The 4,324-nt window shown below is 66.2% G+C and carries 5 protein-coding genes and 1 pseudogene; 4 read left to right on the forward strand and 2 right to left on the reverse strand.

Annotated elements, in window-relative coordinates; all coding sequences use genetic code 11:
- The 3 genes and pseudogenes from B1A78_RS20620 to B1A78_RS20630 form a co-directional block, all read left to right on the forward strand.
- Positions 1–427 (forward strand): annotated as a pseudogene (locus tag B1A78_RS20620) (hypothetical protein); the annotation flags it as partial.
- Between the two features lie 94 nt (positions 428–521).
- On the forward strand, positions 522–2,075 hold the full coding sequence (locus tag B1A78_RS20625; protein ID WP_077148743.1) for an NAD(P)/FAD-dependent oxidoreductase: 1,554 nt from the start codon (positions 522–524) through the stop codon (positions 2,073–2,075).
- Positions 2,076–2,198: 123 nt separating this feature from the next.
- Positions 2,199–2,498, forward strand: a complete 300-nt coding sequence (locus tag B1A78_RS20630) for a hypothetical protein (protein ID WP_077148744.1) — start codon at positions 2,199–2,201, stop codon at positions 2,496–2,498.
- A gap of 54 nt (positions 2,499–2,552) precedes the next feature.
- Here the strand turns inward: B1A78_RS20630 and B1A78_RS20635 are convergent, their stop codons facing one another.
- Positions 2,553–3,539 carry a TerC family protein gene (locus tag B1A78_RS20635; RefSeq protein WP_077148746.1) on the reverse strand — a complete coding sequence of 329 codons (987 nt, stop codon included), beginning with the start codon at positions 3,537–3,539 and terminating at the stop codon, positions 2,553–2,555.
- A gap of 71 nt (positions 3,540–3,610) precedes the next feature.
- On the reverse strand, positions 3,611–3,790 hold the full coding sequence (locus B1A78_RS20640) for a DUF465 domain-containing protein (protein ID WP_077148745.1): 180 nt from the start codon (positions 3,788–3,790) through the stop codon (positions 3,611–3,613).
- 243 nt (positions 3,791–4,033) lie between these two features.
- Between B1A78_RS20640 and B1A78_RS20645 the strand changes: the two genes are divergently transcribed.
- Positions 4,034–4,324, forward strand: a 291-nt coding sequence (locus tag B1A78_RS20645; RefSeq protein WP_179102117.1) for an enoyl-CoA hydratase-related protein, incomplete at its 3' end; no start/stop codon positions are given.

The raw sequence follows: 4,324 nt of genomic DNA on the forward strand, positions 1-4,324 counted from the left end.
CGCCCAGTGGGTGCCGTCGCCGACCGCGCCGCCGATCGGGGTGCGCGGCCCCAGCGGGCAGACCTATGGCCCGCCGAACAAGGGCGGCTCGCCCATGGGCCGCGACACCGAACGCGTCGGCACTGCACCCAACGGCGAGCCGCTCTATGCCGCCGCCTGGTATCGCGAACCGAGCGACGACGAATTGCGCGGCTTCCTGTCGACCGCCGCCGGCCCCGGCTGGGGGCTGATCGCTTGCCGCACCGTCGCCGATTTCCGCGTCGAGGATTGCGTCGGGATCGACGAATATCCGAACGGGTCGCAGCTCAACCGCGCGATCCTCGCCGCCGCGTGGCAGTTCCGCGTCCGCCCGCCGCGCGTCGGCGGCAAGTCGATGGTCGGCGCCTGGGTCCGCATCCGTATCGATTACCGCATCGGGCGGCGCTAGCTTCGGACCGCGCCCCGCCCCAAGGCAGCTTTGCTTCGCACCTCCCGCGAAACATGCTAGCTTCGCGCCGGGCAAACAAACGGGGAGGTGACCGATGCGGGGTTCCGGACCATTGTGGGGGCTGCTCAATGCCGCCCGACGCGCCAATCTGGCCGATGACGGCGCCGAGCCGCCGATCGCCCTGCCCGACGGCATCACGCGCCGCCGCGTCCTCGCCGCGCTCGGCGCGACTGCGGCGCTGCCACTCGCCGGCTGCTTTGCACCATCGTCCGACAAGCCGGTCGGCCGCGTTGCGATCATCGGCGGCGGCCTCGCGGGCCTCGTCGCGCTCGACGCGCTCACCACCGCCGGGGTCGAGGCGCAGCTCTACGAGGCGCGCGGGCGGCTCGGCGGGCGCGTGCTGACCACGGATTTCTTTCGGGGATTCAATATCGAGGATGGCGGCAACCTCATCAACACCGACCATGCGGACATGCTCGCGCTCGCGAAGCGCTTCGCCACCCCGCTGATCGACCGCAAGCCGATGGCGGCGCACAGCCGCTATGTCGCCGACGGCCGCCTGCTCGGCGATGCCGAACTGATCGACGACTTGCGCGCCATCGCGGCGCAGATCGCCAAGGATGCCGCCGCGCTCGACGCCGATTACGACACTGTGGCCCCGAAACTCGACGCCATTTCGGTCACCGCCTATCTCGACCAATATGCCGCGCTGATGAAACCGCACGTCCGCGCGCTGCTCGACGCGACGATCCGCACCGAATTCGGCGCCGAACCCGGCGACGCTTCGGCGATCGAACTGCTCTTCAACCTGCCCGTCGTCGACGGCAAGCAGGCCGAGCTCATTTCGCTGAGCGACGAGCGGTTCATCCTCACCGGCGGCTCGTCGAGCGTCGTCAAGGCGCTCTCCGAACCGCTGATGGCCAAAATCTCGACCGGGCACGCGCTCGCATCGATCGCGAAGTCGGGCGACGCGCTCGACCTCAAATTCGCCAATGGCAAGGCCGATCGCGTCGACCGCGTCATCGTCACCGTCCCCGCGCCGCTGATGCGCACGATCGACTATGGCGGACTGCTGCCCAAGGAGTGGGCCGCGCTGGTCGCCGAGATCGACAGCGGCCGCAACGACAAGATCAACGCCGGCTATGCGACGCGCGTGTGGGAGGACAGGACCGGTCCCGCCGGCGCCGCCTGGGCGGTCGACACCAAGGGCCCCGGCGTCTTTTCCGAATTCTGGGACGCGAGTTCGGGCCAGCCGGGTCCGGCCGGGGTGCTTACCTGGTTCTTCGGCGGCGACCAGGTCGACGAACTGCAATCCGCGGCGCCCGAAACCACGCTGCGCCGCGCAGAAGACGCCGTTGCCCCCGCGGTGCCCGGCCTCAAGGCCACCAGCATGCGCCGCACCGCCTGGGTCAAGGATCCTTTTTCGCGCGGCGCCTATTCGACCTTCAAGCCCGGCCAGCTCACCCGCTTCGCGCCGCATTTCTGGCTCGAGGAGGATGGCAAGACGAGCCAGCAGGCCGTCGTCGGTCCGATCGTCTTTGCCGGCGAGCATCTGTCCGACGCCTTTCCCGGTTATATGAACGGCGGCGCGCAGACCGGCCGCCTCGCTGCCGAGGCGATATTGGCGGCGATGAAAGCGCCGTCCTGATATCGCTATCAATTCGGACGATTCATCAATTTTTTTGTCGATCGGACCTTGAACCGTCACAATTCGCGTGCATTATGGTGCGATGCACAACAAAAATCCGCTCTCTCCCCCGGTCGCCCGTTGATGGACGATACCCGCCTCAAACTGATGGAAGCCATCGCGCGTCGCCGCATGGTCACCGCGCAATATAATGGCAATATGATGCAGCTCGCGCCGCACCAGATGTTCGAACGTCGCGGCGACCTGTTCGTCAGCGCGCTCAACCTCAGCAAGAACTGGCGCTCGCCCGAGGACTGGAAGCTCGGCCATTACAAGCTCGACGGCCTCGCCGCGACCGAACTGCAGGACGCGGAATTCGAGCCCTTGCCTTCGTTCGAGGCCGCCGCGCCGCACGAGGACGACACGCTGCTGCTCGCGGTCTGACCAAAAAAAGGTTGGGCGAAAAAGGGCGGACCTCGCGGCCCGCCCTCTTCCTCCTTATTTCTCGATCACCATCGGCTGGTCCTTGGTCTTGACCAGCGACCAGATGATACCGCCTGCGATCAGCGCGACGGTCACCCCCAGGCTCACCAGCGGCGGGAACTTGTCGCCGCCGAGGATGAAATCGGCGACGAAGATCTTCGACCCGATGAACACCAGCACCAGTGCGAGCGCATATTTCAGGTAATGGAAGCGGTGGACCATCGCCGACAGCGCAAAATAGAGCGCGCGCAGGCCGAGGATCGCCATGATGTTCGACGTATAGACGATGAAGGTGTCGGTCGTGATCGCAAAGATCGCCGGCACGCTGTCGACCGCGAACACCAGGTCGGCAAGGTTGATCACGACCAGCGCGAGGAACAGCGGCGTCGCCGCCGTCACCAGCTTGCCGGTCTTGCCGTCGGGCTGCTTCACGAAGAATTTCTCGCCATGCAGCTCGTGCGTCAGCGGGATGTGCCGCGACAGCCATTTCACCACCGGATTGCCCTTCACGTCCATCGGCGTGTCGCTCGCGAAGAGCATCTTCACGCCGGTGAAGATCAGGAAAGCGGCGAAGATATACAGCACCCAGCCATATTCGGTGACCAGCGCCGCGCCGCCCGCGATCATGATGCCGCGCAGGACGATCACCGCGACGATGCCCCACAAAAGCGCGCGATACTGATATTTCGGCGGGATCGCGAAGGTCGTGAAGATCAGCGAGATGACGAAGATATTGTCGATCGACAGCGCCTTCTCGATGAAGAAGCCGGTATAATATTGCAGCCCCGCCTCGCCGCCCTTGGCGATCCAGACCCAGGCGCCGAACGCGAGCGCGATACTGATGTAGAAGGCCGAGAGCTTCAGGCTCTCGCCTATCCCCATCTCCTTATTCTCCTTGTTGAGCACCCCAAGGTCGAAGGCGGTGAGGACGACGACCAGCCCGATAAAGGCCAGCCAGAACCAGGCCGGGGTGCCCAGCCAGTCGGCGTATAGAAATTCCATTGTCTTTTCCCTGAACAGGCCGAGCGCGCCGCTCACAGGGAGCAGCGCGCGCGATCATTTATGTTGGTTGGTCAGCGCGCGAGCGCGGGCTGCATCTGCGCCGACAGGCGGCGCTTGACCGCGAGCTTCGCAGCTTTCAGCCGCAGCAAGCGAAAGGCATCGCCGCCGCGCCCGCGCGCTTCGCGGCGCAGGGCATCGTCGAGCTGCCGGTACAGCAGTGAAAGTCGGTAGAAACGCGTGGTATTGCGCATGTGGGGCCTCCTGATCGAGCAAGCTCAAAAAGACAGGTGACGCCGACGCCAAGACCCAAGATAGGGGGGGAGGTAGGCCCAAGCATCGGTGTCACCCGATGCGGTCCGACATCACGTGGCGGGAAAAATCCCGCCGACGCCAGAGGGGCCCGGCCCGCATGACTCTTATGTAGGGATGCGGGGGCTGGCTTTCAACCCCCCACCGCGCCATGCTGCGTCCACGACCCCGGGGGAGAGGCAGACATGTCCGTGCTGGTGGGCCGCGACGGCCCCGTTTTCATCGTCACGATCGACCGTCCGGCGAAGCGCAACGCCGTCGATCCCGCGACCGCCGATGCGCTGCGCAGTGCCTTCGCCGCCTTCGCCGACGACGACAGCGCGAGCGTCGCGATCCTCACCGGCAGCGGCGGGCAGTTCTGCGCGGGCTTCGACCTCGGCGCGGTCGGCCAGACCCGCTACGACCCCGACGGCCCCGGCCCGATGGGGCCGACACGGATGCTGCTCGAAAAGCCCGTGATCGCGGCGGTCGAGGGC

Origin of the sequence: Sphingopyxis sp. KK2 (genome assembly GCF_001990265.1) — a bacterium.
In the GTDB taxonomy this organism is placed as follows: domain Bacteria; phylum Pseudomonadota; class Alphaproteobacteria; order Sphingomonadales; family Sphingomonadaceae; genus Sphingopyxis.